Here is a 24946-nt window from a genome sequence, read left to right on the forward strand (position 1 = left end):
GGGACAACAACCTCCAATGCGAAGACTCAGACTGTTGTCTGCGGCTCTGACCCTGATACTGGCCTGGACGGGGCTGTCGGCCTCCGTAGCCTCCGTAGCCTCCGCTGCCTCCCCCGCCCCGTCGGTAAAATCAGTGGTGTTGCAGCCGTGGTTCACCAACGCGACCACGCGCACGCTGACCCTGGCGGGCTCCAACGTCAATCCGGGCTGCTTCGACTCCAAGCCTCCCCAGCAGATTCCGCCCGGCGGGAAGGTGACGTGGTTCGTCAACTGCGGCCCCCAGTACATCGAGGGCTACGTCACCTACACCATTGACGGCACCGGCGGCCAGGGATACGCGTACATGCCCTTCCACCTCCCGAACCCCGGCGCGGATCCCTTCGGCGGCACTCGGGCCGGGGGCCTGTTCACCCTGGACCTGCGGTACGTGCCGGTCAGCAGCGAGGTGCACTACACGCTCCGCTGCCTGTCGCCCGCCTGCTGACTCTCAGCGGCGGCGTAGACCCGGCACCATGTGCTGTGCGACCGGTCCGCGCGAAGCAGTTCGCCTTGCTTCGCGCGGACCGGCGCGAGCTGCGGCATGAGGACGTCGTCCGAGCGGGCGTCAAGAAGCACCCTGCCGCTGGCGCCCCCGGAACCGGCCGGTGCCGGTGAGCGTCCCCTGCCCCGAAGAGCGACGAATCCGGTCGAGGAAGCTCGGGGGACCCGGCGATGACTTCCCGGCGAGGGCCGGTGCGACCGTGGCTGCGCCTACTGGTCTTCTTGGTGGCCGTGGGCGGGACCGTCGTCTGCGCGCGGTGGGCGGCGCAGCGGTACGACGACGTCACGGCCTACCGGCACGCGTCCGTGTGCCACGGCACGGCGCAGCACGGCTGCCTCGTGCCGACGACGGGCACGGTCACCGACCGCAGCAAGGACGAGTCCTGCACCACGGACAGCGACGGCGTCGAGCACTGCACCACCACCTACCACCTGCGCGTACGGCTGCGCGGCCAATCGCAGTGGCTGGACGTCGGCGCGGGCACCTACGCCGAGGCACACCCCGGCGACCTCGCTGACCTGCGGACCTGGCACGGCACGGTGGTGCGCATGACGGTGCGCGGCCACGCCGAGACCTACCCTTCACCCGCCTCCGACTCGATGGCCTGGCGACTGAGCGGCGCCTGGCTGTTCCTGGGCGTGGCCCTGTGGGCAGCCGCGAGCGGCCGCCTGACGGCTCTCGCCGCGGTACGGGGCCTCGGCTGGCTCTGGCTCACCTTCCCGTTCTACGCACTCGTGCACGGCATCCTCCTCGGCGACGCCTCGGACCTGGTCCTGGGCGTGCTGTTCGGCGCCCTCGGCACGGCCTGGCTGATCTTCGTCAGGGAGAGGTGACCTGTCGGGATCCGGTCAGCTCGACGCGCAGTATGTACCCATGAGCACGCACCATGACGGTCCAGCCGGTCCATCGCGGCGCCCGGTGATCCGGTTGCCGCACGAACGGGAGATCTTCGCCCGCCAGCGGGGTCTGCAAGACCAGATCGCGGACCGGATCACCGCGTTCGCCGGCTCGATGGCGTTCGTCTACGTGCACATCGCCTGGTTCACCGGCTGGATCCTGGTCAACGAGGGCCTGTTCGGGCGGTCCGCGGTGTTCGACCCCTTTCCTTTCGGGCTGCTCACCATGATCGTCAGCCTGGAGGCGATCTTCCTCTCGACGTTCGTCATGATCAGTCAGAACCGGCAGGCCGCCCGGGACAACATCCGTGCAGACCTCGCTTTCGAGACCACGGTGCGCTCCGAGACGTGGTCCGTCCACATCGGGCGTGCCCTCGGGCTCGACCCCGAGGAGGTCGAGCAGCAGGTGCGCGAGTCCGTCGCCCAGAGCCGGAAACGGATGGACGAACAGGCAGGGCGTTCCAACGGCTGACGGCGCGTGCGCCGGCGGGCGGCACGCGTTCGAGGTCAGTGACCGGCGCCGGTACGGATGGCCTGGATGAACGGGGTGAAGGCTTCCGCGCGGAAGGTGAGGGTACCGGCGGCGGGGTCCTTGGAGTCGCGGACGGCTATGTGGGTGGGGCGGGGGGCGATCTCTACGCAGTTGTTGCCGTCGCCGCCGCCGGAGTGGGAGGACTTCCGCCAGGTGTCGGGTGTGGTCATGGTGGGTCTCACAGTTCTTTGGCCAGTCTGTGGATGAAGTCACGGGAACGCGTGGGATCGAGCGAAGCAGCTTCCACCCTTCGGAAGAGGGTTCGCAGGACCCCGAGTTGAGCTTCCGAGTCGGTGAACCCGGTGCCGTCGGGCGCGTCGCGAGCGGCCGTGTCCAGTCTGGCTACGGTGCCGCCTGCCAACATCATCGGGCTCCAGGTCCCGCCGAAGCCGTCCACGTCGAAGGTGATGACACGCACCGTGATGTGATCCGCCTCGGACAGTTCCAGGACACGGGCGAGCTGGGCTCGCACGGTGGTGCGATCGCCGACCTTGATACGCAGTGCCGCCTCGTGGACGACTGCCTCATAGGGGATGGGGGCAGGCCGGTCGAGGACGGCCTTGCGTTGCATCCGGTGCCGGACGCGTAGCTCCAGTTCCTCCCTCGGGAGTTCGGGAACCCTGGAGGAGAAGGCCGCTCGGGCGTAGCCCTCGGTCTGCAGAAGCCCCGGAATGAACAGAAACTCCACGTCACGCCGGTATGTCGAGTGGTGCTCCAGCTCGGCGAGGTCGAGGAAGGGAGTGGGCAGCAGCTCCCGGTAATCCTCCCACCACCCTCGGGTGCGGTCAGTGGCCATGGCCACCAGTGCGTCGATGAATTCCTGGTCCGTGCAGGCGTAGTTGGAGGCGAGGCGGCGCAGTCTGGTCTCGCTCACACCCGTGAAACCGGTCTCGATCTGGCTGATGTGCGGAGGGCTCACTCCGAGCAGCCTTGCCGCCTCCCGCGCGGTGAGGCCTGCCGCGTCTCGGAGCCTGCGCAGTTCGACGGCAAGGCGCATCTGCCGTGCCGTCGGTTCGGCTCTCAACGCCATCGACTGATCCTCTCAACACACCGGTGAACTCGACTCGTTCGGGCGTCAGATTACGCGACCGGCTTGCGGCGCATTAACAGTAACCTCTACCGTCAGTGACGCAATGCATACGCAGCGGAAGCGCACCGTTCCGCCCTGCCATGACGGCTGCGGCAAGCCACCGCGCGCCAAATCCACTTCCCTGTAACGGAGTTGATGACGCATGCCGGAAACCTGGGACTACACCCTCTACATCCCCAACGACGTCAGAGCCGTCACCGTCTGCCGTCGGACCATCCGGCTGATCCTGACTCTCCACGGGTTGATCGGGATCGCGGACACCGCCGAACTCCTCGCGGCCGAATTGGTCTCCAACGCTGTACGGCACACGAAGGGGCCGGCCGCGCTGAGGGTCCGCCGTACCCCGGAGGGCATGGTGTGGATCGGGGCGTGGGACAGCGACCCCGCGCCGCCGGATCCGCCGCGCCCGCTGGAGCAGGTGGTGGAGCTGGAGGACGGGCGGGGGCTGGGGCTGGTGCGGGCCTGTGCGGAGTACTGGGGGTGGCGGCCGACGGCTCGGTTCGGGGACCGGGGCAAGTACGTGTGGTGCGAACTCGCGGCGGCGTAGGCAATGAGGCGGGCTACGCCTTACGCGCGAGTACGAACGCCCGCGCCCGTGTCTCCTCGCCGGTCGGCTCCCGGCGGACCCCCGCGACCAGGTCCAGCCCGGCTTCCCCGAGTGCCTCGACGACCTGCTCCGGTGTGCGCCAGTAGTAGTCGAGGTCGATCTCGTGGCCGAAGCGCTCGGGCAGGTGGAGGCGGCCGGGCTCGGTGCCGGTCTGGAAGGCGAGGAGGACGTGGCCGCCGGACCGCAGGGTGCGGTGGAACTCCGCGAAGGCCGTCGACAGGTGCGCGTCGGGCACATGGATCGTCGAGTACAGGGCGAGGATGCCGCCCAGGGTGGCGTCAGGCAGGTCCAGGGACGTCATCGAGCCGATGTGGAAGCGCAGCCGGGGATAGGTGTCCCGGGCCAGGGCCACCATGGCGGGGGAGAGGTCGACACCGAAGCACGGGACGCCCAGCTCGTCCAGGAGCGCGGTGACGTGGCCGGGGCCGCTGCCGAGGTCGGCCACGGGGGCCGTGCCGTGCTCGGTGACCAGCTCGGCGAAGGCGGTGATCAGGCTGTGGTCGAGCGGATGGCGGCCGCCGGCCGGGAACTGCGCCGCGTAGTCCTTGGCGATCGCGTCGTAGGAGGTGCGGGTCGTCCGCAGGAAGGTGGTGTCGGTCGGGCCGGTGGGGAGGTTCTCGGTCGCGTCGGTCACGGCTGGCGACCCTACCGGCGCGGGGCGCGGGGCGGGGCCGGTTCCCTGGCAAGGGCTGGGCCGGTCGGAGGGCGCGCAGGGGCCGGTCGGAGGGTGGGGGGCGGGGGGCAGGTCGGAGCGCCGGGGCGGGTCCGGCTCCTGGACAAGTCGAGCGAGACTATGGCCAGGCGTGGTATCCGTGGAAGGAGAAACAGTGGTTTTACCCGTCCGAGTCCGCCGCCATGCGTCCGCCGGTCAGATTTTCTTCCCCTAACGGGCTGAACTTTTGTTGATCGAGGGGTAGTTGACCAGTCGGGCGTCCTACCCTTCAGAGGGTGAAGCAATTGATGTCCCTAGAGTCCGAGTCCGGCCTCGCGGGGGATGTGCTCCCCGGCGCGCTGAGCGAAGCCCTGCACGCCGAACTTGTCGCCTTCCGTCGCGACTTGCACATGCACCCTGAGCTGGGCAATCAGGAGTTCCGTACGACTGCCGCGATCAAGGAGCGGCTGGAGCAGGCAGGGCTTCGGCCCCGGGTGCTCGCCAAGGGAACCGGACTCGTCTGTGACATCGGGCTGGCCGAGGGCGAGCGCTCGGCCGTACCACTGCTGGCCCTGCGCGCGGACATCGACGCCCTGCCCATCCCGGACACCAAGACGGACTGTCCGTACCGGTCGACCGTCCCCGACCGGGCGCATGCGTGCGGACACGACGTGCATACGACCGTCGTGCTCGGGACCGGGCTCGTCCTCGCCGACCTGCACCGCAAGGGGCTGCTGCCCCGGCCGGTGCGGCTGCTGTTCCAGCCCGCCGAGGAGGTGCTGCCCGGCGGCGCGCTGGACGCCATCGCGGACGGCGTGCTGAAGGGGGTCGGGCGGATCCTCGCCGTGCACTGCGACCCCCGCGTCGACGCCGGGAAGGTCGGGCTGCGGCACGGGCCGATCACCAGCGCGTGCGACCGGCTGGAGATCGCCCTGGACGGGCCCGGCGGGCACACCGCCCGGCCGCATCTGACCACCGACCTGGTGACCGCCGCCGCGCGTGTCGCCGTCGACGTGCCCGCCGTGATCGGCCGCCGCGTCGACGCCCGCGCCGGACTCGTCCTCACCTGGGGCCGGATCGAGTCGGGCCACGCGCCGAACGTGATCCCGCAGCACGCCGAGCTGTCCGGCACGGTGCGCTGCCTGGACCTGGAGGCCTGGCGGGAGGCGCCCGACATCGTGCACGCGGCCATCGACGAGGTCGCCACCCTGCACCGGGCCAAGTCCGAGATCACCTATGTGCGCGGGGTGCCGCCGGTGGTGAACGACAAGGAGTCCACCGAGCTGCTGCGCCGGGCGATGGCCGCGCGGCGCGGCCGGGACTCCGTCGAGACCACCGAGCAGAGCCTCGGCGGCGAGGACTACTCCTGGTATCTGGAGCATGTGCCGGGCGCCATGGCCCGCCTCGGTGTACGGCGCCCCGGCGAGCGCACGGTGCGCGACCTCCACCAGGGTGATTTCGACGCCGACGAGCATGCGATCACGGTCGGAGTGGAGATGTTCACCGCAGCGGCCTTCCTGGAGCCGAACGCAGTACAGGGATGAGGGTGCGGCCCCCTTCGGGGGGGCCGTCGCCCGACCGGCGCAATTCGGTCGCAAGCCTTTTGCACATGGTGTGCAACAGCGTTCTGAGAGACGCAAGACCGCGAGTTCAGATGCTGTTTGCCTCGAATCGATAACGGCTTCGAGAGAGGGTTTTTTGCGACATCTACGCGCGTTACGATGCCGCGAAGCCGACGCCGCCGGGGCGTTTCGGCTCGAGCACTGGCATGGTGCTCACATCAAGCGCCCGCGAGGCGCTCAGGTCAGGTGAAGGAGCCTCCCGTGCGCCGGGTAGCCAAGCTTTCTGCTGCGTGTTTCGCGACCGCAGCACTCGCCATCACTGCCACCGCATGTGGCAGCACGTCCTCCGACAACAACTCCTCGTCCTCCTCCTCGGGCGGCGGCAAGGGCGTCAAGATCGGTCTCGCCTACGACGTCGGCGGCCGTGGTGACCGTTCCTTCAACGACTCCGCCGCGCGCGGTGCCGACAAGGCCGAGAAGGAGTTCGGCGGTTCCATCAAGGAGCTGACCGCCAAGACCTCCGACACCGAGGCCGACCGCGAGCAGCGGCTGTCCGACCTGGCCGAGGCGGGCTACAACCCGATCGTCGCCGTCGGTTACTCCTACGCCCCGGCCGTGACCAAGATGGCCGCGAAGTACCCGAAGACGAGCTTCGGCATCGTCGACTCGGTCGTCGAGGGCAAGAACGTCAACAGCATCACCTTCACCGAGGAGCAGGGCTCCTACCTGGCCGGTGTCGCCGCCGCCCTGAAGACCAAGAAGGACCACGTCGGCTTCATCGGCGGTGTCGACAACCCGCTGATCAAGAAGTTCGAGGCGGGCTACACCCAGGGCGTGCACGACACCAACCCGAAGGTGAAGGTCGACGTCCAGTACCTGACCCACGGCCAGGACACCTCCGGCTTCTCCAGCCCCGACAAGGGCCAGCAGGCCGCGCAGGGCATGCTCGACAACGGCGCCGACGTGGTCTACACGGCGGCCGGCTCCTCCGGCAACGGCGCGATCGAGGCCGTGCACGGCGCCAAGGGCGCCTGGGCCATCGGCGTGGACTCCGACCAGTACAACATCCCGGGTCTCGCCCAGTACAAGAGCGCGATCCTGACCTCCATGGTCAAGAACGTCGACGTCGGTGTGTACGACTTCATCAAGTCCGTCAAGGACGGCAAGCCGCTCGCCGGCAACAACGTCTACTCGCTCGCCAAGGGCGGTGTCTCGCTCGCCACGAGCGGTGGCTTCATCAACGACATCCAGCCCAAGCTGGACGCCGCGAAGCAGAAGATCATCGCCGGTCAGATCAAGGTCAAGACCACCCCGTGACCTGACGGGTCCTGGACGGCCCATCGGTCCGTCCGACCTCGGCTCGGCGAGGGAACGTCGCCCCCGCGACCCCTCGCCGAGCCATAACAATGTGTCAACTCTACGCGTGTAGCGTCGAGTTGCCGCGCTAGCGTCGCCGACGCCTGCCACCTCCCCTACGCAGCCCCTTTCCCCGAGGAGAGTGCGCCATCAACGCGTCCAGCCCTCCCGCTGCCGTCGAACTGCGCGGCATCACCAAGCGTTTCCCCGGCGTCGTCGCCAACCGCGACATCGACATCACGGTTCGTACGGGCACCGTCCATGCCCTGTGCGGTGAGAACGGCGCCGGCAAGTCGACCCTGATGAAGATCCTCTACGGCATGCAGCAGCCGGACGAGGGCACCATCACCGTGGGCGGCGAGCAAGTCGTCCTGAGCAACCCCGGCGACGCCATCGCCCGCGGCATCGGCATGGTGCACCAGCACTTCATGCTCGCCGACAACCTCACCGTGCTGGAGAACGTCGTCCTCGGCGCGGAGAAGCTGTACGGCATCGGCGGCAAGGCCCGCGCGAAGATCAAGGAGATCTCCGACGCGTACGGCCTGAACGTCCGCCCCGACGTGCTCGTCGAGGAACTGGGCGTCGCCGACCGCCAGCGCGTGGAGATCCTCAAGGTCCTCTACCGCGGCGCCAAGACCCTCATCCTGGACGAGCCCACCGCCGTGCTCGTGCCGCAGGAGGTCGACGCTCTCTTCGACAACCTGCGCGAGCTGAAGGCCGAGGGCCTCACCGTCATCTTCATCTCCCACAAGCTGGGCGAGGTGCTCTCCGTCGCCGACGAGATCACCGTCATCCGGCGCGGTACGACGGTCGGCACGGCCGAGCCGTCCAAGACCACCACCAAGCAGCTCGCCGAGATGATGGTCGGCAGCGAGCTGCCCACCCCGGAGACGACGGAGTCCACCGTCACGGACGTCCCGATGCTGAAGGTGGACGGTCTGCACCTCGGGCAGACCGACCTCGAGGGCATCGAGCGGATCGTCCTGGACCAGATCTCCTTCACCATCCACAAGGGCGAGGTCCTCGGCATCGCCGGCGTGGAGGGCAACGGCCAGTCCGAGCTGGTCGAGGCGATCATGGGCATGCGCGACCCCGACGCCGGCGTGATCACCCTCGACGACGCCGACATCTCGCACGCCCCCACCCGCCGCCGCCGCGAGTCCGGCATCGGCTACATCCCCGAGGACCGCCACCGCCACGGCCTGCTCCTCGAGGCCCCGCTGTGGGAGAACCGGATCCTCGGCCACGTCACCGAGAAGCCCAACTCCAAGGGCGGTCTCCTCGACATCAAGGCCGCCCGCGCCGACACCGAGCGGATCGTCGAGGCCTACGACGTCCGCACCCCCGGCATCGAGGTCACCGCGGCCTCGCTCTCCGGCGGCAACCAGCAGAAGCTGATCGTCGGCCGCGAGATGAGCCACAACCCCAAGCTGCTCATCGCCGCCCACCCCACCCGTGGTGTGGACGTCGGCGCCCAGGCGGCCATCTGGGACTACATCCGCGAGGCCCGCCGCGAGGGCCTGGCCGTCCTGCTGATCTCCGCCGACCTGGACGAGCTGATCGGGCTCTCCGACACCCTGCGGGTGATGTACCGCGGCCGCCTGGTCGCCGACGCCGACCCCGCCACCATCACCCCCGAAGAGCTGGGCTCCGCCATGACGGGTGCGGCCACCGGCCACCTGGAGCACACAGAGGACGACGAGCGATGAACAAGCTGACCTCACGGATCGACAAGGAGCGGCTGTTCCTCGGCCTCGCCGCACCGGTGCTGGCGGTCGTCGCCGCGCTCGTCGTCACCGCCATGGTGATCCTCGCGACCGGCAAGAACCCCGGTCCCGCCTTCAACGACATGCTGACCTACGGCTTCGCCAGCGACAGCCAGGTCTACATCCTCAACAAGGCGACCACGTACTACCTCGCGGGTGTCTCGGTGGCCATCGGCTTCCGGATGAACCTGTTCAACATCGGTGTCGACGGCCAGTACCGGCTCGCCGCGTTCTTCGCCGCCGTCCTCGGCGGCGCGCTGACCGTGCCCGGCTGGCTCGCCGTCCCGCTGATCCTGATCTGCGCCATGGCGACCGGCGCCCTGTGGGCGGCCATCGCCGGCATCCTCAAGGTGACCCGAGGCGTCAGCGAGGTCATCTCGACGATCATGCTGAACTCGATCGCCACCGCGATCATCGCCTATCTGCTCCAGCCCGGAAAGCTGGCCCAGCTCCAGCAGGGCGGCACCGTCGTCGCCACCAAGCCGCTGCCGTCGTCCTCGCACTTCTTCGGCATCAACACCGGCCCGGCCGGCGACCTGTGGGGCTTCATCTTCGTCGCCGTCGCCGTCGGCATCGCGTACTGGTTCGTGCTCGGCCGCACCCGGTTCGGCTACGACCTGCGCACCGTCGGCCAGTCCGAGAGCGCCGCCGCCGCGAGCGGTGTGTCGGTGAAGAAGATGATCGCCACCAGCATGATCATCTCGGGTGCGGTGGCCGGTCTGATCGGCATGCCGACCCTGCTCAACGACAGCTACCAGTTCAGCAGCGACTTCCCCACGGGCATCGGCTTCACCGGCATCGCCATCGCGCTGCTCGGCCGCAACAACCCGATCGGCATCGCGCTCGGCGCCCTGCTGTGGGGCTTCCTGGAGCGCACCACCAACCACCTGGAGTTCCAGGGCTACGACAAGGAGATCCTCGGCGTCATCCAGGGCGTCATCGTCCTGTGCGTCGTCATCGCCTACGAGGTCGTACGCCGCTACGGCCTCAAGCGCCAGCAGCAGAAGGTCGGCGCGGAACTCGCCGCCCAGGCCGCCGCCACGACGAAGAAGCAGGAGGTGGCGTGATGACTGCCACGATGACCGACACGCCGCCGCCGGCGGCGCCCAAGGCGGGCGGCGCGCCCCAGCGCTCGGGCCGCTCGCTCGGCCAGATCCTCATGATCGTCGCGGGGGCGCTGCTGCTCCTGGCCGCGGTCCGCGTGATCACCGGCTCGCAGGACCTCGACTCCGCCGGGCAGGTCAGCGCCGCCCTCGGCCTCGCCGTGCCGATCGGCCTCGCCGGTCTCGCCGGCCTGTGGTCCGAGCGGGCCGGTGTGGTCAACATCGGCCTCGAAGGCATGATGATCCTCGGCACCTTCGGCGCCGGCTGGATCGGCTGGCAGACCAACCCCTGGCTCGGCCTGCTGATGGGCATCGCCTTCGGTGTCGTCGGCGGCCTGGTGCACGCCGTCGCCACCGTCACCTTCGGCGTCGACCACATCGTCTCCGGTGTCGCGATCAACCTGCTCGCGCTCGGTGCCACCCAGTACCTGGCCAAGCTGTTCTTCAGCGGCGGTGCCGCGGCCAACGCGGGCGGCAACCCCAAGCAGTCCCCGCCGGCGGCCTCGCTGCCGGACGTCACCGTGCCCGGCCTCTCCGACGGCCTGCAGACGATCGAGAACCACCACTGGTTCCTGATCTCCGACATCGCCGGCATCCTCGGCGGCCTGATCACCCATCTGTCCGTGATCACCGTCCTGGCCGCGGTGCTGTTCGTCGCCAGCTGGTGGCTGCTGTGGCGCACGCCGTTCGGTCTGCGGCTGCGCTCCTGCGGCGAGAACCCGACCGCCGCGGAGTCGCTCGGCGTCAACGTGTACTCGTACAAGTACGCAGCCGTCGCCGTCTCCGGCGGCCTCGCCGGTCTCGGCGGTGCCTTCCTGGCCCTGGTCACCTCGCACACCTACCTGGAGGGCCAGACCGGCGGCCGCGGCTACATCGGCCTCGCGGCGATGATCTTCGGCAACTGGCGTCCGGGCGGCCTCGCGATGGGCGCCGGCCTGTTCGGCTACTCCGACGCGCTCCAGCTGCGCAACGGCGGTACGACCGTCCACGCGCTGCTGCTCCTGCTGGTCGTGTTGCTGGTGGCCCTGGCAGGCTGGAAGCTGTACCGCAAGGCGATGCTGCAGGGCGTGATCAGTCTCGTCATGGCCGGGCTGATCCTGGTCTGGTACCTGCTCACCGACACCGTCCCGAGCGACTTCGTGGGCGCCACGCCGTACGTCGTCACCCTGCTGGTGCTGTCCCTGTCGGCGCAGCGCCTGCGGATGCCGAAGGCGGACGGCATGCGCTACCGGAAGGGCCAGGGCAAGTGACACAGCGAGCCGCCGAGTTCGACTGGGAGGCGCTGCGGAAGGTGGCGCGGGAGGCGATGTCTCACGCCTACGCCCCCTACTCCGGCTTCCCGGTCGGCGCGGCGGCCCAGGCCGACGACGGCCGCACGGTCACCGGCTGCAACGTCGAGAACGCCTCCTACGGCCTCGGCCTGTGCGCCGAGTGCGGCCTGGTCTCGGACCTGCAGCGCACGGGCGGCGGCCACCTCACGCACTTCACCTGCGTGGACGGCAAGGGCGCCCTGCTCGTGCCGTGCGGTCGCTGCCGCCAGTTGCTGTACGAGTTCGGCGGCCCCGAACTCCTCGTGGACACCCCGAAGGGTGTCCTGCCCCTCTCCGAGATGCTGCCCCAGGCCTTCGGCCCGGACCATCTCACCCAGTAACGCCGTACGGCCCCCCTGACCGCATCCGCTCAGGGGGGCCGTACCTCTTCGCACCTCCCGGAAGGAAGTCCCCAGCCATGGCCATGGACGCCATCTCCGTCATCCGCACCAAGCGGGACCGCGGCGAGCTGACCGACGAGCAGATCGACTGGGTCATCGACGCGTACACGCGTGGCGAGGTCGCCGACGAGCAGATGTCCTCGCTCGCCATGGCGATCCTGCTCAACGGCATGAACCGCGGCGAGATCGCCCGCTGGACCGCGGCCATGATCGCCTCCGGCGAGCGCATGGACTTCTCGGCCCTGTCCCGCCCGACGGCCGACAAGCACTCCACGGGCGGCGTCGGCGACAAGATCACCCTCCCGCTGGCGCCTCTCGTCGCGGCCTGCGGCGCTGCGGTCCCGCAGCTCTCCGGCCGGGGCCTCGGCCACACCGGCGGCACGCTGGACAAGCTGGAGTCGATCCCGGGCTGGCGCGCGCTGCTCTCCAACGAGGAGATGCTGAACGTCCTCGACACCACGGGCGCGGTGATCTGCGCCGCGGGCGACGGCCTGGCCCCGGCGGACAAGAAGCTGTACGCCCTGCGTGATGTGACCGGCACCGTGGAGGCGATCCCGCTGATCGCCTCGTCCATCATGTCCAAGAAGATCGCCGAGGGCACCGGGTCGCTGGTGCTGGACGTGAAGGTCGGCACCGGCGCCTTCATGAAGACGATCGAGGACGCGCGCGAGCTGGCCTCCACGATGGTCGGCCTCGGCACCGACCACGGTGTGCGGACGGTGGCCCTCCTGACGGACATGTCGACCCCGCTCGGCCTCACGGCGGGCAACGCCCTGGAGGTCCGCGAGTCGGTCGAGGTCCTGGCGGGCGGCGGCCCCGCGGACGTCGTGGAGCTGACGATCGCCCTGGCCCGCGAGATGCTCGACGCGGCCGGCATCAAGGACACCGACCCGGCGAAGGCCCTGGCCGACGGCTCGGCGATGGACGTCTGGCGCCGGATGATCGCGGCGCAGGGCGGCGACCCGGACGCGGAACTGCCCACCTCCCGCGAACAGCACGTGATCAAGGCCCCCTCCTCCGGTGTCCTCACCCGCCTCGACGCCTACGACATCGGCGTCGGCGCCTGGCGCCTCGGCGCCGGCCGCGCCCGCAAGGAGGACCCGGTGCAGGCGGCGGCGGGCATCGAGATGCACGCGAAGCCGGGCGACACGGTGACGGAGGGCCAGCCGCTCCTCACCCTCCACACGGACACCCCGGAGCGCTTCGAGTACGCGCTGCAGGCGGTGGAGGGTTCCTACGACATCGCGGAGGCGGGCACGGACTTCACGGCGACGCCGGTGGTGCTGGAACGTATCGCCTGACCAGGGGATTTCCCTTTCGGGTGAACGGGACCGGTGGGCCTCCACCGGTCCCGTTCGGCGTGTTCGACGGCGCCATGGATGTGATCGACGGCGATGACGTCATGGCTGACAGTGCATGGGACGAACCGGTCTGACGGATCCTTCGTCCCACGAGGTCACGATCGACACCGGTGAGTTCCCCGTCGACTGAAGCCCGGTCCGGGGCCTTTGGCCGGCGATGAGTTCGGTGCGCTCCGCCGGTCTACCGGTTGTGAATGCCGAGACACCCGCTGTGCTCACGCTGCCCGGCCGCGTCGCCCGGGACGAGGTGGCGGGGTTGTGCGCCCGAGTGCGGGCGCTGTTGGAGGCCACCGGCGCCGGGGTCGTCGTATGCGATGTCGGCGGGCTCGGACCCCCGGGGCTGGCGGCCGTGGACCTGCTGGCGCGGCTGGAGCTGGCCGCCCGCCGAGCCGGCGGGCGGATCCGGCTGCGGGATCCCGACCCCGCGCTATCCGCCCTTCTCGACGTCGTCGGACTCCGCTTCCAGATGGAGGGGCAGGTCGAAGAGGGGGAACCAGCGCTTGGTGTCGAGGAAGCAGTGGAAACCGGTGATCCGGCCGTCTGACAGCTCCAGCACCTGCACGGCCCAGGGGCTGAAGCCGCCCTTCTCCTCGTCCGGCTTGTAGTGCGCGAACCCGGGAAGGCCGTTGACCTGCACCGGCAGCAGCCGGGAGCCGGCGCAGGAGGCGCCGAGGGTGGTCATGAAACCGGTGATGTCGGCCGGGCCGCGCAGCCACAGGTCGAACGGCGGCATCGTCATGACGGCGTCCTCGTGGAGCAGCGCCGTCAGCGCCGTCATGTCGTACCCCTCGAACGCCTTCACATAGCGCTGCAGGAGCTTTTGCTGCTCCTCGTCCAGCGGGTCCGAGACCGCGCCCTCCGCACCCGCGTCCGCGCGCTGCGCGAGCGTGGCCCGCGCCCGCTGCAGGGCGCTGTTGACCGAGGCGACCGTGGTGTCCAGCAGCTCGGCCACCTCGCTCGCCCGCCAGGCCAGCACCTCGCGCAGGATCAGCACCGCCCGCTGCTTGGGCGGCAGTTGCTGCAGGGCCGCCATGAAGGCGAGCCGGACCGACTCCTTGGCGACGGCCGCCTCCGCCGGGTCGTCGACCGTCGGCAGCACGCGCGCGTCCGGCATGGGCTCCAGCCAGGTGTGGTCCGGTCGGGGGGACAGGGCCGCCTGGGCCAGCGGCGTCGACTCGGTGAGGTCCATCGGCCGCGCCCGCTTGTTGCCCGCCGTCAGCATGTCCAGGCAGACGTTCGTCGCGATCCGGTACAGCCACGAGCGCAGTGAGGAGCGGCCCTCGAACTTCTCGTAGCTCCGCCAGGCGCGCACCAGGGTGTCCTGCACCGCGTCCTCGGCCTCGAAGGACGAACCGAGCATCCGGTAGCAGTACCCGGTCAGTTCGGTCCGGTGTTTCTCCAGTGCGACGTCGAGGTCCGCCGTCGCCGTACTGTCGCCCATCGTCCACCCACCCCTGCGGCCGTCCCTGTGGCGCGCCTTCGCACCCCGGCAATGGCGAAGCTACCGCAGGCCACTGACAACGGCTCCCCGAGCGCGAAAACGCCCGGCTCGGATCGGTTGCTTCCGTGGAGCGAGCGCCCTTGTACGCCTGGACACGCGTGCGGGGTACGGGCCCGCATGCCCGTACCCCGCATCGCCCCCGCCCGGTGCGCTCAGTGCGCCACGACCGGCGTCTGCCGGGCCGCCACGCGCGCCGCCCGGGAGCCGAGCACGGTGATGGTGACGACGCCGAACACCGCGAGCAGGCCGACGCCGACCGTGCCGTCCCAGCCGTCCGAGTGGAAGGCCATCGCGCCGACCGTGCTGCCGACGCTGGAGCCGATGTAGTACATGGACTGGTACAGGGCCGAAGCCTGGGCGCGGCCGTGGACGGCCGTCTTGCTGACCGCCGAGGAGGCCACCGCGTGGCCCGCGAAGAAGCCGGCCGTGATCAGCACCAGGCCCAGCAGGACCAGCGGCAGCGCGGGGGCCAGCGAGAGCAGCAGACCCGCCGTCGTCGTACCGCCCGCCAGGTACAGCGCGCCCCGGCGGCCGAGCCGGCCCACCAGCCGGCCCGCCACGGACGCGGAGACGGTGCCCACCAGGTAGACCAGGAAGATCGAGCCGGCGATGCCCTGCGGCAGCCCGAACGGCGCCTCGGTCAGCCGGTAGCCGATCACGGTGTAGACGCCGCCGAACACCGTCATGAACAACGCGCCGATCGCGTACAGGCGCCGCAGCAGCGGGTTCGCGAGATGGTCGCGGACCGTGCCGAGCAGGACGCCGGGCCGCAGCGAGCCCGCCTCGAAGTGCCGGGGAGCCGGCAGCAGCAGCCGGAACGCCACGGCGCAGCCGACCGCGATCACGCCGATCGCGCCGACGGCGACCCGCCAGCCCCACTCCTGGGCCACCCAGCCGGTGATCACCCGGCCGCTCATGCCGCCGACGCTGTTGCCCGCGACGAACAGGCCGATCGCCGTGATCAGCGCCTTCGGCCGGACCTCCTCGGCCAGATAGGCCTGAGCCGAGGCCGGCAGACCGGCCAGCGCCGCACCCTGCACCGCCCGCAGCACCACCAGCGCGCCGATCGACGGCGCGAACGGCACCAGCAGTCCGACCACGACCGCGACGGCCAGCGAGGCCGTCATCACCGAACGGCGGCCGAAGCGCTCCGACAGCGCGCTCATCGGCAGCACGAACAGGGCCAGTCCGCCGGTCGCGGCGGCCACGGTCCAGCTCGCCTCGCTCGGCGCCACCCCGAACTCGCCCGAGATCAGCGGCAGCAGGGCCTGTGTGGAGTACAGGAGAGCGAAGGTCGCGACTCCGGCCAGGAAGAGGGCGAGGCTCATCCGGCGGTAGCCGGGGCCGCCCGGGGTCATCCGGGAGTCGGAGTCGACGGAGGTGGAGTCGGCGGAAGGGACGAGCGTTGCGGCGCCCACGGTGGTGGACGCCCCGGTACTGGCGGGAGACATGCTTCGACCGTAGATACGGCCCTCTCATCCGTCCAATGCATGGACTGGCCATAATCGTTCCCATGGTGCATCAGCAAAGCTCACAGGCTCACCTGTCATCGAACAGTGACACAGAAGACATGGCGCTGTTGCTCGCGCCTCGCCTCGCGTACTTCGCCGGTGTGGCCCGTACCGAGCACGTCACCCGGGCCGCCCACGAGATGAACGTCCCGCAGTCCACCCTGTCCCGCGCGATGGTCCGGCTGGAGCAGGACCTGGGCGTCGACCTGTTCGCCCGGCACGGCCGTACCGTCTCGCTGACCCCCGCCGGCCGCACCTTCCTCGCCTCCGTCGAACGGGCCCTCGCCGAGATCGAGCGGGCCGCCGAGGAGGTGCGCGTCGACAGCGACCCGGCCGCCGGCAAGGTCGCGTTCGGCTTCCTGCACACCCTGGGCGCCGAGACCGTACCCGGTCTGCTGCACGCGTTCCGCGCCGACCACCCGCGCGTCCGCTTCAGCCTGGTCCAGAACTACGGCGAGGCCATGCTGGAGCGCCTGCGGGCGGGCGAACTGGACCTCTGCCTGACCTCCCCCGTCCCGGACGCCCCCGACCTGGTCGCCCGCCGCCTGGACGAGCAGAAGCTGCGCCTGGTCGTCCCCGCCGACCACCGGCTGGCCGCCCGCCGGCGCATCCGCCTCGTCGAGGCGGCCGAGGAAACATTCGTCACCCTGGAGCCCGGCTACGGCCTTCGCCGCATCTTCGACAGCCTGTGCCGCGAGGCCGGCTTCCGCCCGAAGGTCGCCTTCGAGGGCGAGGAGGCGGAGACCCTGCGGGGCCTGGTGGCGGCGGGCCTCGGGGTCGCCCTCCTGCCGCCGCCGACGGTCCCGAGGCCGGGGGTCGTGGAACTGTCGGTGACGGCCCCGAGAGCGGTGCGGGAGATCGGCGTCGCGTGGCTCGCCAACCGTCCGGACACACCCCCGGTGGCCGCCTTCAAGAAGTTCCTGCAGTCGAGGAGGGGCAATCTGCTGCCGGACTGAGGGGCGCGGGGAACCGCGCGGCGAGCCGCGCCGGACCCGCACCCCGCAGACGCCGGAACCGACAGGCCCTACCGCTTCAACGACCGGCCGAACCCCGCGGCCAACGGCATCCGAAGCCCGATCGGCGGCGGCGCCGCCAACGCGTCCTCGACGGGCCGCGACACCTGGTGCCCGAACAGCGCCCCCATCATGAAGTCGACGGCCAGGCACGACACTTCGTCCCGGTGGCCGTGCAACCCGTGCCCGTCGGAGTGCACTTCGAACCGGCACACCTCCCGGTTCGCCTTCTTCGCCCGCGCCGCGAACCGGAACGACAGCTCGGGGTCGGTGCGGGCGTCGTTCGTGCCGTGCACGATGAGCACCCGGCGCCCCGCGAGCTGCCTCACCGGCTCGGTGGGCGCGGCCACATCGTCCTCCGGGAGCCAAGGGGCGAGCGCCACGACGGAGTTGACGGCTTCGTGACCGCCCGCCCGCAGCGCCGCCCGGCCGCCCATGTCCAGCCCGACCAGGCACACGGGGACGTCCCCGTACCGTCGTACGACCTCGTCGCTGGCCCACTTCGCGTCCGCAGCCAGATGGGCCTCGCTGCCGTTCCAGCCCCGGTAGCGGTAGCGGACGGTGTGGACGGCGAGCCCCTCCGTGCGGCCGGCGCGGGCGAGCGCGCGGCCCAGGGAGCGCACGGAGACCGTCGTCCGGACGGGGGACGGCCTGCGGGCGGAGACCTCCTCCCCGCCGGGGAGGAGCAGCACCGCTCCGCTCACCGCCGTCGGCACCGGGCCGACCGTCCTGCCCAGGCCGGCCGTTCGGACCGGTGTCGCCTGCTGTCCCATGACAGAACAGTGTCAGAAGGTGCGGTGGACGAAACCCGTACGTGCGGTCACCGTTGGGTATCGACGGAAAAGTGCCCGGAAACAGCCGTCGCGCCCACACGGCGCTCTACGCGCGTAGGCGTTAGAGTGCGGAAATGACGAGCGAGACCGCACCGACCGGGACCGTCTCCGCGAGTGTCCCGGGGCACGTACCGACGCCGGACCAGATCCGCCGGGCGCCCAAGGTTCTGCTGCACGATCATCTCGACGGTGGGCTCCGCCCGGGAACCGTCGTCGAACTCGCCCAGGACAGCCGCTACTCGGAGCTTCCCGAGACCGATCCGGGCAAGCTGGGCATCTGGTTCCGCGAGGCCGCCGACTCCGGCTCGCTGGAACGGTATCTGGAGACCTTCAGGCACACCGTGGGCGTGATGCAGACCCGGCAGGCGCTCGTCCGCGTCGCCCGGGAGTGCGCCGAGGACCTCGCCGAGGACGGCGTCGTCTACGCCGAGGTGCGCTACGCCCCCGAGCAGCACCTGGAGGCCGGGCTGAGCCTGGAGGAGGTGGTCGAGGCCGTCAACGAGGGCTTCCGGGAGGGGGAACGGCTCGCCCGGGAGGCCGGACGGCGCATCCGGGTCGGCGCGCTGCTGACCGCCATGCGGCACGCGGCCCGCTCCCTGGAGATCGCCGAACTCGCCAACCGCCACCGGGACTTCGGTGTCGTCGGCTTCGACATCGCCGGCGCCGAGGCCGGCTACCCGCCCACCCGCCACCTGGACGCCTTCGAGTACCTCAAGCGCGAGAACAACCACTTCACCATCCACGCCGGCGAGGCCTTCGGGCTGCCGTCCATCTGGCAGGCGCTGCAGTGGTGCGGTGCCGACCGGCTCGGGCACGGCGTGCGGATCATCGACGACATCGAGGTCCGCGAGGACGGCTCGGTGCGGCTCGGCCGGCTGGCGTCGTACGTACGCGACAAGCGGATCCCCCTGGAGCTGTGCCCCAGCTCGAACCTGCAGACCGGGGCCGCCCCCTCGTACGCCGAGCATCCGATCGGGCTGCTGCGCCGGCTGCACTTCCGGGCCACCGTGAACACCGACAACCGGCTGATGTCGCACACGAGCATGAGCCAGGAATTCGAGCGTCTCGCCGATGCCTTTGGTTACACGCTCGACGATCTGCAGTGGTTCTCCGTCAATGCCATGAAATCGGCGTTCATTCCTTTCGATGAACGGCTTGCGATGATCAATGACGTCATCAAGCCTGGATATGCGGAGCTGAAATCCGAATGGCTGTTTCAGCAGACGGCCTCCACCAGGGCTTCTGAGGGGTCCGCGGGATAGAGGCGATGAGACGGGGGGCGGGTTGTGAACAGAGCGTTCACAACCCGTCCGCATTTCGGTGTTTGCGGCGGGCGATAGGCGATGTTTACGGTCGTGTGACCGTTCATCGTTTTTGTTCCCCCGTCCCCTCGTTTCAAGGACGCATTTTCATGAAGCACTCCGCTGCCAGGACCCTCGGTGTCGCCGCTCTCGGTGCCGCCTTCGCCGCGCTCGGCGCGGGCGCGGCGAGCGCGGCCACGGCCGTCCCGGACGCGACCCCGGCGCTGGACACCGTCACCCGGACCCTGCCCGCCGAGAACGTCGGCACGGCGCAGCCGGGTGCCGCCGACGCCCTCACCCGCGGGCAGGACGCCATCAGCCGGGGGCAGGACGCCCTGGGGGCCGGGGTGGCCGCCACCCAGCCGACCGTCGAGAACGCGCTGCAGGGAGGCCCGACCGCGCCGCTCCACAGCCGTATCGGCGGGCTGCAGGCGCCGAACCTGCCCACGCAGGGTCTGCCCACGCAGGGCCTGTCACCGCAGAACCTGCCGATGAAGGGGGTCACGCTCGGCTGACGCCGACCGCTGTACGACGCCGTCGGGGCGCCCCGGTCCGGTCCGGGGGCGCCCCGACGGCGTTCGCGCAACGGCGGTCACCAGGCGGCGGTCCGCGTCTTGCCCTCCGCCGGGAGCAGGATCCACAGGGCTATGTAGAGCAGGAACTGCGGGCCGGGCAGCAGGCAGGACAGCAGGAAGATCACCCGCATCGTCGTCGCGGAGGTGCCGAAGCGCCGGGCCAGCGCTGCGCACACTCCGCCGATCATGCGGCCGTGGGTGGGACGGGCAAGGGCGCTCATGGCGGGGTCTCCTTCGTGACGTCGATTCGCTGTTTCCGGGCTTTCCGGCTGTCTTCAGCTGTCTTCGACGATACGGAGACGAAGCGGGCGAAGCGTCACTCTACGGAGCTATCCCGACCCTGGGAATCGTCGGGGTACGCCCCTGAGACAGCTCCTCCTGGACGGTGACGGACCGTGCCTCGGTGCCCTCGTCCGGCTGCCGTCGCTCCCGGCGCCGCAGCCGGGCGCGGCCGACGGGGACGAAGACCAGATGGGCTGCGATCACCCCGGCGGTGTTGAGCAGCAGCGAGTCGACATCCACGACCCGGCCGGGTACGCCGGTCTGCAGCAGGGCGATGCCGAGGGAGACCAGGGCGCCCGCGGCCGCCGTACGGATCAGGGAGGCGAGCGGGGAGACGGCGAGCCGGCCGTGCGCCATCGGCAGCAGCACGCCCAGCGGGGCGAGCAGGGCGAGGCCCTCGCCGATGCGTCTCGCGGCCTGCGGCCAGCCCAGCGCCAGGTCGGCGCGGATACCCGCCAGGGGGTGCAGATTGGGCGGCGTCACCCAGGGCACGTCCAGGGGCCGCAGCATCAGCCAGGCGACGACGGCGAGGTGGGCGACGAGCAGGACACCGCCTGTCGCCCGGATGCGGATCGCGGCGCTGCCGCCGATGGAGCCTTGACGCTGCACGCCAGCCAAGACGCCGCGCCGGGCTCGGACGGTTCCGCGGCGGAACTTTTCGGTGGCCTGCGCTTCGATGCCCGGGGTTCGCCACGGCCCAGTGGTGGGGCGCGGTGCGGCCGTGGGCGGGTGCGGGTTCGTCGTGGCTGCTCGCGCAGTTCCCCGCGCCCCTGGCGGGGCTGCGGTGCCGTCGGCCGTGGCGGGAAGGTCAGCGCCCGGTGACCTCGCTGGACGGGGGCGCGATGGTGCCGGGGCGGTCGCGAACGTCGGCCGTGCATTCGTAGCGGTGCAGGGGACCGGCGTCCGGGCCGCCCAGGATGACCGAGCCGTCGCCCTCCGTCGCCGCCGAGTCGGACAGGGTGCACACCAGCTGGGCCAGCGCGTAGGAGGTCAGGCGCGACGGCGGCGTGCTCAGCCGGAGCGCGTCCTCGGGGTCCCCGGGGTGCGGTCCGGTCACGTTCAGCGCGCCCGGCACGTACGTCGTGTAGCCCGCGGAGCGCTCCGCGGCCGCGGGGGATGCCGCGAGCTGGTCCAGCAGGCCCTGCGCCACGATCACCCGGCGCCGCGCGTCCGGGGTGCCCTCCGGGACGCGTACCGAACGGTCGACGGCCACCAGGGACGCCCCGCACAGCAGGAACACCTGCACGGGCACGCCCTGCGCGGACTGCGTGGACAGCTTCGGGCCGGGCAGGGAGCACGGCACCCGCGAGGGCGCGGCGCCGAAGTCGGTCGGCACCTCCGTGGCCCGGATGCCGCAGCCGCCGAGCAGCAGGCCCAGGAGGGGCAGCGCCAGCAGGCGTCGTACGGTCATGACCCCTCCTTTCCTGAACTTCTCGAGCTTCCCGAGCCCTCCGGGCTTCCTGAACTTCCTGAATCTCCCGCGCCGCCGTCCCGCTCGCCGTCGTCGGGTTCCTCCGTCAGCCGGGTGACGTCCCTCGGCAGTCGCAGCGTGAACACCGCGCCGCCGTCGGGCGAGTTGGCGGCGGTGATCTCGCCGCCGTGGATATGGGCGTTCTCCATCGCGATGGACAGGCCCAGGCCGCTGCCCTCGGAGCGCGGCCGGGAGGCGCTCGCCTTGTAGAAGCGGTCGAAGACGTGCGGCAGGACGTCCTCGGGGATGCCGGGACCGTGGTCGCGGACCTGGATCACCACATCGTCGTCGGCCACGCGCACCGACACCCGCACCGGCGATCCGCCGTGCTTGAGCGCGTTGCCGATCAGGTTGGCGAGGATGACGTCCAGCCGGCGCGGATCGAGGAGGGCGTGGATGCCGCGTTCGGCGTCCAGCTCGACCGCGTCCAGCCAGGCGCGGGCGTCGATGCACGCGGTGATCTGGTCGGCGACGTCGACGTCGTCCAGGACCAGCCGGGCGGTGCCCGCGTCGAAGCGGGTGACCTCCATCAGGTTCTCGACCAGGTCGTTCAGACGGCGGGTCTCGCTGACCACCAGCCGGACCGCGGGCTCGATCATCGGGTCGATGCCGCCGGCCTCGGACTCCAGCTCCTCCTCCAGCACCTCCGTGACGGCGGTGATCGCCGTCAGGGGTGTACGCAGCTCGTGCGACATGTCCGCCACGAAGCGGCGGGAGGCGTCGTCCCGCGCGGCCATCTCCGCGACCCGGTGCTCCAGCGCCTCGGCCGCGTTGTTGAACGTCCGTGACAGGTCGGCGAGTTCGTCCGTGCCGGACACCCGCAGCCGGGTGTCCAGCTTGCCCTCGCCGAGCCGCCGGGCGGCGACGCCCAGCCGGTGCACGGGCTTCAGCACGGTCGTCGCGGCGGCCTGCGCGAGCAGCGCGGCGCCGATCAGCGCGAGCCCGGTGGCGATGCCCAGCGACCAGGCCAGCGAGTTGAGGTCCTTCGCCTCCGGTTCGAGCGACTTGGCCATGTAGCCGGTGGGGCCGCCACCGATCACCCTGGTGCCGGCCACCAGGTACGGCGTGCCGTGGTCCACGACCCGCTGCCAGTACAGGTGGTACGGCTCCTTGTTGGCGTCGGTCACCTTCTGCTGCTTGCCCACGGCCGTGCGCAGCGCCTTCGGCACGTCCTCCAGCGAGAAGCCGTTGATGCCGCCCGAGTTGCCGTACACCGTCTTGCCGCCGGTGTCCGACGCGACCAGGAGCACGCTGAAGCGCTGGCTGCTGGCCGCCATCTGGCCCGCCGCACGCTGGAGTTGGTCCTGCGTGGGGTGTTCCGGCAGCGCGCCCGCGCGGTTCTGCATCTCCTGCCGGAAGTCGCGCAGCACCGCGTCCTGGGCGCGGGTGAGCACCGCCTCGCGGTTGAGCCAGTAGGCGATGCCGGACGCCGACACGGCCGCGGTCAGGGCCACCAGCCCGAAGACGACGACCAGGCGCAGCCTGAGGCTGGTGAACCTGAGCCGCGACAGACTCCCCTTGCGCCCCGCGGCCCAGCCGCGCAGGCCCTCTTGCGTGTCCGTCACTGAGGCGAGTCCAGGCGGTAGCCGACACCGCGGACGGTACGGATCAGGGTCGGGGAGGACGGCACGTCCTCCACCTTGGCGCGCAGCCGCTGCACACACGCGTCCACCAGGCGGGAGTCGCCCAGGTAGTCGTGCTCCCACACCAGCCGCAGCAGCTGCTGGCGGGACAGCGCCTGACCGGGCCGCCGGCTCAGCTCCAGCAGCAGCCGCAGCTCGGTCGGCGTCAGCTGCAGGTCCTCGCCGTTCTTCGTCACGGTCATGGCCGAACGGTCGATGACGAGGTTGCCGAAGGTCGCCGAGTCGCTGGACTCGCGCTCCCCGCGCCGCAGCACGGCCCGGATGCGGGCGTCCAGCACCCGGCCCTGGACGGGTTTGACGACGTAGTCGTCGGCTCCCGACTCCAGCCCGACCACGACGTCGATGTCGTCGCTCCGCGCGGTCAGCAGGATGATCGGCAGCTGGTCGGTGCGCCGGATGCGCCGGCACACCTCGAAGCCGTCGATGCCGGGCAGCATGACGTCCAGCACGATCAGGTCGGGCCGCTGCTCGCGCAGCAGCTTCAGACCGTCCTCACCGCTGGCAGCGGTCGCCACCCGGTGGCCCTGGCGCGTCAGGGAGAGCTCCAGGGCCGTCCGGATGGCGTCGTCGTCCTCGATCAGCAACAGGGAAGGCACGGGCTCATTCTGGCCCATGGACGGGGTGTCGTACGACCTGTGCGCACCAGGCCTTTCCTGGCGCCACTCTCTGTGCACGTCCTGTGATGGTCCTGGACGGGACCCCTGTGACAGGTCTGTGACAGTCGACGGACACGGCGATGAAGTGGCCCCGGCAGTCTTTTGGACACGGGCAGGGCGGCAGGCCGAACCGGCCCGGTACGACCGAACCACCGGAAGTCCATGACGGGGAGCGCGAGATGAACACGCTGCACAGCATCAGCACCAGCGCCGTAATCACGCGTCTGCACGACGTGCACCGGGGGTCCGAGAAGTCCGGTGCCGTGAGCGGGCGGGGGTGCGCTCGCGGCACCGGGCGTCAGCACACCGCATACATGACGGTGGTTGACGCGCATGTGGGGGAGACACACGGGGGAACCGCGTACAGGGAGGACTCGGGGGAGCAGCGCCGCTCCCTGACGGAGGCGGAGTTCACCGCCTACGTCCAGGAGCGCCGCGCCTCCCTGTACGCCACCGCCTACCACCTGACGGGCGACCGCTTCGAGGCCGAGGACCTGCTGCAGAGCGCGCTGTTCTCGACGTACAAGGCGTGGGAGCGGATCAGCGACAAGGCGGCGGTCGGCGGATACCTCCGCCGCACCATGACGAACCTGCACATCAGCGCCTGGCGGCGCCGCAAGCTCAACGAGTACCCGACCGAGGAACTGCCGGAGACGCCCTCCGACACGGACGCGATGCGCGGCACCGAGCTGCGCGCGGTCCTGTGGCAGGCACTGGCCCGGCTCCCCGAACTCCAGCGCACCATGCTGGTCCTGCGCTACTACGAGGGCCGTACGGACCCGGAGATCGCGGAGATCCTCGACATCAGTGTCGGCACGGTGAAGTCCAGCATCTGGCGGTCGCTGCGCCGGCTGCGCGAGGACGAGGTCCTCAGCTTCGGCCGTGACGAGGAGAACGCCTTCGGCGAACTGGTCGCCTGAAGGTCGGGGGTCACTGGGGGGTGACCCTGGGGGACACGGGGGAGAACAGGGGCCCACTGGGGG

Annotated in this window: 27 protein-coding genes; 16 read left to right on the forward strand and 11 right to left on the reverse strand. The window is 70.6% G+C overall.

The features are described 5' to 3' along the window. Positions 1–139 precede the first annotated feature (139 nt). The 3 genes from AQI95_RS08560 to AQI95_RS08570 all read left to right on the forward strand — a co-directional run bounded on the left by AQI95_RS08560 (position 140) and on the right by AQI95_RS08570 (position 1909). Complete coding sequence (locus AQI95_RS08560) at positions 140–484, forward strand: hypothetical protein (protein WP_159056485.1); 345 nt, start codon at positions 140–142, stop codon at positions 482–484. A 227-nt stretch (positions 485–711) separates the two neighbouring features. Beyond that, entirely contained in the window at positions 712–1374 is a 663-nt protein-coding gene (locus AQI95_RS08565) for a hypothetical protein (RefSeq protein WP_159056486.1), read from the forward strand. A gap of 40 nt (positions 1375–1414) precedes the next feature. Beyond that, positions 1415–1909, forward strand: a complete 495-nt coding sequence (locus tag AQI95_RS08570; RefSeq protein ID WP_067119856.1) for a DUF1003 domain-containing protein — start codon at positions 1415–1417, stop codon at positions 1907–1909. 35 nt (positions 1910–1944) lie between these two features. Here AQI95_RS08570 and AQI95_RS08575 read toward each other — a convergent pair whose 3' ends face one another. Further along, on the reverse strand, positions 1945–2139 hold the full coding sequence (locus AQI95_RS08575) for a DUF397 domain-containing protein (protein ID WP_067119859.1): 195 nt from the start codon (positions 2137–2139) through the stop codon (positions 1945–1947). Positions 2140–2147: 8 nt separating this feature from the next. After that, complete coding sequence (locus tag AQI95_RS08580; RefSeq protein WP_067119862.1) at positions 2148–2999, reverse strand: helix-turn-helix domain-containing protein; 852 nt, start codon at positions 2997–2999, stop codon at positions 2148–2150. A gap of 202 nt (positions 3000–3201) precedes the next feature. Between AQI95_RS08580 and AQI95_RS08585 the strand changes: the two genes are divergently transcribed. Next, complete coding sequence (locus AQI95_RS08585) at positions 3202–3606, forward strand: ATP-binding protein (RefSeq protein WP_067119865.1); 405 nt, start codon at positions 3202–3204, stop codon at positions 3604–3606. A gap of 13 nt (positions 3607–3619) precedes the next feature. Here AQI95_RS08585 and AQI95_RS08590 read toward each other — a convergent pair whose 3' ends face one another. Then, entirely contained in the window at positions 3620–4300 is a 681-nt protein-coding gene (locus AQI95_RS08590) for a class I SAM-dependent DNA methyltransferase (RefSeq protein ID WP_067119868.1), read from the reverse strand. Positions 4301–4626: 326 nt separating this feature from the next. Here AQI95_RS08590 and AQI95_RS08595 point away from each other — a divergent pair, with 326 nt between their 5' ends. The 8 genes from AQI95_RS08595 (at position 4627) to AQI95_RS44620 (ending at position 13721) form a co-directional block, all read left to right on the forward strand. Further along, entirely contained in the window at positions 4627–5862 is a 1236-nt protein-coding gene (locus AQI95_RS08595) for an amidohydrolase (RefSeq protein ID WP_067119871.1), read from the forward strand. A gap of 279 nt (positions 5863–6141) precedes the next feature. Next, the gene (locus AQI95_RS08600) at positions 6142–7197 is read left to right on the forward strand and encodes a BMP family lipoprotein (RefSeq protein WP_067119874.1); all 1056 of its coding nucleotides are present in this window, start codon (positions 6142–6144) and stop codon (positions 7195–7197) included. Between the two features lie 221 nt (positions 7198–7418). Next, positions 7419–8945, forward strand: a complete 1527-nt coding sequence (locus AQI95_RS08605; RefSeq protein WP_244188688.1) for an ABC transporter ATP-binding protein — start codon at positions 7419–7421, stop codon at positions 8943–8945. Beyond that, a complete protein-coding gene (locus AQI95_RS08610; RefSeq protein ID WP_067119881.1) occupies positions 8942–10069 on the forward strand; it encodes an ABC transporter permease in 1128 nt (375 codons plus the stop codon). The genes AQI95_RS08605 and AQI95_RS08610 overlap by 4 nt, the downstream gene beginning before the upstream one ends. Next, positions 10069–11355: an ABC transporter permease gene (locus tag AQI95_RS08615; RefSeq protein WP_067119884.1), complete on the forward strand. Its 1287-nt coding sequence runs from the start codon at positions 10069–10071 to the stop codon at positions 11353–11355. The genes AQI95_RS08610 and AQI95_RS08615 overlap by 1 nt, the downstream gene beginning before the upstream one ends. Further along, on the forward strand, positions 11352–11756 hold the full coding sequence (locus AQI95_RS08620; protein ID WP_067119887.1) for a cytidine deaminase: 405 nt from the start codon (positions 11352–11354) through the stop codon (positions 11754–11756). Before AQI95_RS08615 ends, AQI95_RS08620 begins: the two co-directional genes overlap by 4 nt. Before the next feature lie 83 nt (positions 11757–11839). Further along, positions 11840–13117 carry a thymidine phosphorylase gene (locus AQI95_RS08625; RefSeq protein ID WP_208614118.1) on the forward strand — a complete coding sequence of 426 codons (1278 nt, stop codon included), beginning with the start codon at positions 11840–11842 and terminating at the stop codon, positions 13115–13117. 217 nt (positions 13118–13334) lie between these two features. Beyond that, positions 13335–13721: an STAS domain-containing protein gene (locus tag AQI95_RS44620; RefSeq protein ID WP_159056487.1), complete on the forward strand. Its 387-nt coding sequence runs from the start codon at positions 13335–13337 to the stop codon at positions 13719–13721. On the opposite strand, the gene AQI95_RS08630 is transcribed toward AQI95_RS44620, so the two are convergent. Both AQI95_RS08630 and AQI95_RS08635 read right to left on the reverse strand, forming a co-directional pair. Continuing rightward, on the reverse strand, positions 13605–14618 hold the full coding sequence (locus tag AQI95_RS08630) for a sigma-70 family RNA polymerase sigma factor (RefSeq protein ID WP_067119893.1): 1014 nt from the start codon (positions 14616–14618) through the stop codon (positions 13605–13607). The two genes, AQI95_RS44620 and AQI95_RS08630, sit on opposite strands and share 117 nt — an antisense overlap. A 212-nt stretch (positions 14619–14830) precedes the next feature. After that, positions 14831–16129, reverse strand: a complete 1299-nt coding sequence (locus tag AQI95_RS08635) for an MFS transporter (RefSeq protein WP_067119896.1) — start codon at positions 16127–16129, stop codon at positions 14831–14833. 62 nt (positions 16130–16191) lie between these two features. Here AQI95_RS08635 and AQI95_RS08640 point away from each other — a divergent pair, with 62 nt between their 5' ends. Continuing rightward, positions 16192–17145 (forward strand): LysR family transcriptional regulator, encoded by a 954-nt coding sequence (locus AQI95_RS08640; protein ID WP_067119898.1) that lies wholly within the window; start codon positions 16192–16194, stop codon positions 17143–17145. Between the two features lie 68 nt (positions 17146–17213). On the opposite strand, the gene AQI95_RS08645 is transcribed toward AQI95_RS08640, so the two are convergent. After that, positions 17214–17975 (reverse strand): alpha/beta hydrolase, encoded by a 762-nt coding sequence (locus AQI95_RS08645; RefSeq protein ID WP_067119900.1) that lies wholly within the window; start codon positions 17973–17975, stop codon positions 17214–17216. Positions 17976–18109: 134 nt separating this feature from the next. On the opposite strand from AQI95_RS08645, the gene AQI95_RS08650 reads away from it, so the two are divergent. Further along, complete coding sequence (locus tag AQI95_RS08650) at positions 18110–19297, forward strand: adenosine deaminase (RefSeq protein ID WP_067119902.1); 1188 nt, start codon at positions 18110–18112, stop codon at positions 19295–19297. A gap of 149 nt (positions 19298–19446) precedes the next feature. Then, positions 19447–19851 carry an ATP-binding protein gene (locus AQI95_RS08655; RefSeq protein ID WP_067119914.1) on the forward strand — a complete coding sequence of 135 codons (405 nt, stop codon included), beginning with the start codon at positions 19447–19449 and terminating at the stop codon, positions 19849–19851. 77 nt (positions 19852–19928) lie between these two features. Here the strand turns inward: AQI95_RS08655 and AQI95_RS08660 are convergent, their stop codons facing one another. The 5 genes from AQI95_RS08660 to afsQ1 all read right to left on the reverse strand — a co-directional run bounded on the left by AQI95_RS08660 (position 19929) and on the right by afsQ1 (position 23903). Then, positions 19929–20132 (reverse strand): PspC domain-containing protein, encoded by a 204-nt coding sequence (locus AQI95_RS08660; RefSeq protein ID WP_067119918.1) that lies wholly within the window; start codon positions 20130–20132, stop codon positions 19929–19931. A gap of 100 nt (positions 20133–20232) precedes the next feature. Next, entirely contained in the window at positions 20233–20802 is a 570-nt protein-coding gene (locus AQI95_RS08665; protein WP_067119921.1) for a VanZ family protein, read from the reverse strand. A 199-nt stretch (positions 20803–21001) separates the two neighbouring features. Continuing rightward, the gene (locus AQI95_RS08670; protein WP_067119924.1) at positions 21002–21604 is read right to left on the reverse strand and encodes a hypothetical protein; all 603 of its coding nucleotides are present in this window, start codon (positions 21602–21604) and stop codon (positions 21002–21004) included. After that, positions 21601–23229 carry an ATP-binding protein gene (locus AQI95_RS08675; protein WP_167361934.1) on the reverse strand — a complete coding sequence of 543 codons (1629 nt, stop codon included), beginning with the start codon at positions 23227–23229 and terminating at the stop codon, positions 21601–21603. Before AQI95_RS08675 ends, AQI95_RS08670 begins: the two co-directional genes overlap by 4 nt. Continuing rightward, positions 23226–23903, reverse strand: coding sequence for a two-component system response regulator AfsQ1 (afsQ1, locus tag AQI95_RS08680; RefSeq protein ID WP_199272809.1), 678 nt, complete (start codon positions 23901–23903; stop codon positions 23226–23228). Before afsQ1 ends, AQI95_RS08675 begins: the two co-directional genes overlap by 4 nt. A 239-nt stretch (positions 23904–24142) precedes the next feature. On the opposite strand from afsQ1, the gene AQI95_RS08685 reads away from it, so the two are divergent. Beyond that, on the forward strand, positions 24143–24883 hold the full coding sequence (locus AQI95_RS08685) for a SigE family RNA polymerase sigma factor (RefSeq protein WP_067119929.1): 741 nt from the start codon (positions 24143–24145) through the stop codon (positions 24881–24883). The last annotated feature ends 63 nt before the right edge of the window (positions 24884–24946 follow it).

This window comes from Streptomyces yokosukanensis (genome assembly GCF_001514035.1).
Taxonomy (GTDB): Bacteria; Actinomycetota; Actinomycetes; order Streptomycetales; family Streptomycetaceae; genus Streptomyces; species Streptomyces yokosukanensis.

Bases quoted from the DNA above. Each gene is read 5' to 3' on its own strand.
- AQI95_RS08625 (WP_208614118.1), top strand. From the start codon at position 11,840: ATGGACGCCATCTCCGTCATCCGCACCAAGCGGGACCGCGGCGAGCTG.
- AQI95_RS08585 (WP_067119865.1), top strand. From the start codon at position 3,202: ATGCCGGAAACCTGGGACTACACCCTCTACATCCCCAACGACGTCAGA.
- AQI95_RS08610 (WP_067119881.1), top strand. From the start codon at position 8,942: ATGAACAAGCTGACCTCACGGATCGACAAGGAGCGGCTGTTCCTCGGC.
- AQI95_RS08635 (WP_067119896.1), bottom strand. From the start codon at position 16,129: ATGTCTCCCGCCAGTACCGGGGCGTCCACCACCGTGGGCGCCGCAACG.
- AQI95_RS08670 (WP_067119924.1), bottom strand. From the start codon at position 21,604: ATGACCGTACGACGCCTGCTGGCGCTGCCCCTCCTGGGCCTGCTGCTC.
- AQI95_RS08595 (WP_067119871.1), top strand. From the start codon at position 4,627: ATGTCCCTAGAGTCCGAGTCCGGCCTCGCGGGGGATGTGCTCCCCGGC.
- AQI95_RS08650 (WP_067119902.1), top strand. From the start codon at position 18,110: ATGACGAGCGAGACCGCACCGACCGGGACCGTCTCCGCGAGTGTCCCG.
- AQI95_RS08630 (WP_067119893.1), bottom strand. From the start codon at position 14,618: ATGGGCGACAGTACGGCGACGGCGGACCTCGACGTCGCACTGGAGAAA.
- AQI95_RS08570 (WP_067119856.1), top strand. From the start codon at position 1,415: ATGAGCACGCACCATGACGGTCCAGCCGGTCCATCGCGGCGCCCGGTG.
- AQI95_RS08645 (WP_067119900.1), bottom strand. From the start codon at position 17,975: ATGGGACAGCAGGCGACACCGGTCCGAACGGCCGGCCTGGGCAGGACG.
- AQI95_RS08660 (WP_067119918.1), bottom strand. From the start codon at position 20,132: ATGAGCGCCCTTGCCCGTCCCACCCACGGCCGCATGATCGGCGGAGTG.
- AQI95_RS08580 (WP_067119862.1), bottom strand. From the start codon at position 2,999: ATGGCGTTGAGAGCCGAACCGACGGCACGGCAGATGCGCCTTGCCGTC.
- AQI95_RS08655 (WP_067119914.1), top strand. From the start codon at position 19,447: ATGAAGCACTCCGCTGCCAGGACCCTCGGTGTCGCCGCTCTCGGTGCC.
- AQI95_RS08615 (WP_067119884.1), top strand. From the start codon at position 10,069: ATGACTGCCACGATGACCGACACGCCGCCGCCGGCGGCGCCCAAGGCG.
- AQI95_RS44620 (WP_159056487.1), top strand. From the start codon at position 13,335: ATGAGTTCGGTGCGCTCCGCCGGTCTACCGGTTGTGAATGCCGAGACA.
- AQI95_RS08685 (WP_067119929.1), top strand. From the start codon at position 24,143: ATGAACACGCTGCACAGCATCAGCACCAGCGCCGTAATCACGCGTCTG.
- AQI95_RS08565 (WP_159056486.1), top strand. From the start codon at position 712: ATGACTTCCCGGCGAGGGCCGGTGCGACCGTGGCTGCGCCTACTGGTC.
- AQI95_RS08575 (WP_067119859.1), bottom strand. From the start codon at position 2,139: ATGACCACACCCGACACCTGGCGGAAGTCCTCCCACTCCGGCGGCGGC.
- AQI95_RS08640 (WP_067119898.1), top strand. From the start codon at position 16,192: ATGGTGCATCAGCAAAGCTCACAGGCTCACCTGTCATCGAACAGTGAC.